General features: G+C 54.0%; 1 tRNA gene and 2 rRNA genes (1 of these 3 cut by a window edge). All 3 read left to right on the top strand.

Features of this window, described 5'->3' with window-relative positions:
* Positions 1-2,731: ribosomal RNA gene (locus CHB74_RS21225) — 23S ribosomal RNA — on the top strand (it extends 61 nt beyond the left edge of the window).
* 93 nt (positions 2,732-2,824) lie between these two features.
* Positions 2,825-2,939 (top strand): 5S ribosomal RNA (rrf, locus tag CHB74_RS21230).
* A 97-nt stretch (positions 2,940-3,036) separates the two neighbouring features.
* Positions 3,037-3,113: transfer RNA gene (locus tag CHB74_RS21235), tRNA-Met, on the top strand.

The raw sequence follows: 3,113 nt of genomic DNA on the forward strand, positions 1-3,113 counted from the left end.
CACGCTGCGATAAGCGTCGGTGAGCTGTGAGCAAGCTTTGACCCGACGATTTCCGAATGGGGAAACCCATCCTCACCATTTAATTTCAAGACTGAGCAATCAGTGTTGGAGTTAAATGGGAAGGATATCACCGAAATGAATACATAGTTTTGGTGAAGCGAACCCGGGGAACTGAAACATCTCAGTACCTGGAGGAAAAGACATCAACCGAGATTCCGTAAGTAGTGGCGAGCGAAAGCGGACCAGGCCAGTGCCTGATATTCAACTAGCAGAACAGTCTGGAAAGGCTGACCATAGCGGGTGACAGTCCCGTATGCGAAAGTGATGTATCAGGACTCGAGTAGGGCGGGACACGTGTAATCCTGTCTGAACATGGGGGGACCACCCTCCAAGCCTAAATACTCGTGCATGACCGATAGCGAACAAGTACCGTGAGGGAAAGGTGAAAAGCACCCCGATGAGGGGAGTGAAACAGTACCTGAAACCGAATGCCTACAAGCAGTAGGAGGGTCTTTATGGCCTGACTGCGTACCTCTTGCATAATGGGTCTGTGACTTAATGTATCAAGCAAGCTTAAGCCGTTAGGTGTAGGCGCAGCGAAAGCGAGTCTGAATAGGGCGACTTAGTTTGATGCATTAGACCCGAAACCCGGCGATCTAGGCATGACCAGGATGAAGGTGGGGTAACACCCACTGGAGGTCCGAACCGATTAACGTTGAAAAGTTACCGGATGAGTTGTGTTTAGGGGTGAAAGGCCAATCAAGCCGGGAAATAGCTGGTTCTCCGCGAAAACTATTGAGGTAGTGCCTCGGATGAATACCGTTGGGGGTAGAGCACTGGATGGATGCGGGGGTCGCGAGATCTACCAACTCTAACCAAACTCCGAATACCAACGAGTACTATCCGGGAGACAGACGGCGGGTGCTAAGGTCCGTCGTCAAGAGGGAAACAGCCCTGACCTACAGCTAAGGTCCCCAAGTCGTGTCTAAGTGGGAAAGCATGTGGGAATCCCAAAACAACCAGGAGGTTGGCTTAGAAGCAGCCATCCTTTAAAGAAAGCGTAACAGCTCACTGGTCTAAACAAGGGTTCCTGCGGCGAAGATGTAACGGGGCTCAAGACACGCACCGAAGCTTAGGGTGTGATCTTTGATCACGCGGTAGCGGAGCGTTCCGTAAGCCTGCGAAGCGGTCTGGTAATGGGCCGTGGAGGTATCGGAAGTGCGAATGCAGACATGAGTAGCGATAAACAGGGTGAGATGCCCTGTCGCCGAAAGACCAAGGGTTCCTGCGCAAGGCTAATCCGCGCAGGGTGAGCCGGCCCCTAAGACGAGCCCGAAGGGGGTAGTCGATGGGAACCACGTTAATATTCGTGGGCCTGGTGGTGTGTGACGGATCTCGTGTGTTGTACGTCCTTATCGGATTGGACGTGCTTCGAAGAGGTTCCAGGAAATAGCCCCACCGTATAGACCGTACCCGAAACCGACACAGGTGGTCTGGTAGAGTATACCAAGGCGCTTGAGAGAAGTGTACTGAAGGAACTCGGCAAATTGCCTCCGTACCTTCGGAAGAAGGAGGCCCCATATATGCGCAAGCACTTATGGGGGGCACAGGCCAGGGGGTAGCGACTGTTTAGCAAAAACACAGGGCTCTGCTAAGTCGGCTTCAAGACGACGTATAGGGTCTGACGCCTGCCCGGTGCCTGAAGGTTAAGTGGAGGGGTGCAAGCTCCGAAATGAAGCCCAGGTAAACGGCGGCCGTAACTATAACGGTCCTAAGGTAGCGAAATTCCTTGTCGGGTAAGTTCCGACCTGCACGAATGGCGTAACGACTTCCCCACTGTCTCCAGTACATGCTCAGCGAAATTGAATTCTCCGTGAAGATGCGGAGTACCCGCGGTTAGACGGAAAGACCCCGTGCACCTTTACTGCAGCTTCAGAGTGGCATTAGGAAAGAACTGTGTAGCATAGGTGGGAGGCTTTGAAGCATTGGCGCCAGCCGATGTGGAGCCATAGGTGAAATACCACCCTGTTGTTTTCTGATGTCTAACCTCGAACCATGAAACTGGTTCAGGGACCCTCTGTGGCGGGTAGTTTGACTGGGGCGGTCGCCTCCTAAAGAGTAACGGAGGCGCGCGAAGGTTGGCTCAGGCCGGTTGGAAACCGGCTGTTAGAGTGCAATGGCATAAGCCAGCCTGACTGCGAGACTGACAAGTCGAGCAGAGACGAAAGTCGGTCATAGTGATCCGGTGGTCCCTCGTGGAAGGGCCATCGCTCAACGGATAAAAGGTACGCCGGGGATAACAGGCTGATAACCCCCAAGAGCTCATATCGACGGGGTTGTTTGGCACCTCGATGTCGGCTCATCACATCCTGGGGCTGGAGCAGGTCCCAAGGGTTTGGCTGTTCGCCAATTAAAGTGGTACGTGAGCTGGGTTCAGAACGTCGCGAGACAGTTTGGTCCCTATCTGCCGTGGGCGTCGATATTTGAGAGGAGTTGACCCTAGTACGAGAGGACCGGGTTGAACATGCCTCTGGTGGACCTGTCATCGTGCCAACGGTGCAGCAGGGTAGCTATGCATGGACGGGATAACCGCTGAAAGCATCTAAGCGGGAAGCCTCCCTCAAGATAAGATATCATAGAGCCGTCGAAGACCACGACGTTGATAGATCGGATGTGGAAGCGCGGTAACGCGTGGAGCTAACCGATACTAATTGCTCTATTCGCACCTGAGAGTCCCACCATCAACGACAGCGTTGATCAGGATGATCTCCAGCAAAGGTAATCACGATTTCTAACAACCCGTTATAACGCGCTGGCTCCATAGCTTGGTGGCCATAGCGTCTGTGACCCACCCGATCCCATCCCGAACTCGGCCGTGAAACCAGACTGCGCCGATGGTACTATCGCTTAAGCGATGGAAGAGTAGGTCGTCGCCAGGCTTTGAAGCCAGCGCGCTGTAACGGACAAGAACCCATTCATAATCCCTCCCCACAAGGGAGGAACAGTCCGGCCGCCTCGTGCGGCCGCGCTCGTTGGCGCGGGGTGGAGCAGCCCGGTAGCTCGTCAGGCTCATAACCTGAAGGTCACAGGTTCAAATCCTGTCCCCGCAACCA

This window comes from Edaphosphingomonas laterariae, from assembly GCF_900188165.1.
In the GTDB taxonomy this organism is placed as follows: domain Bacteria; phylum Pseudomonadota; class Alphaproteobacteria; order Sphingomonadales; family Sphingomonadaceae; genus Sphingomonas_E; species Sphingomonas_E laterariae.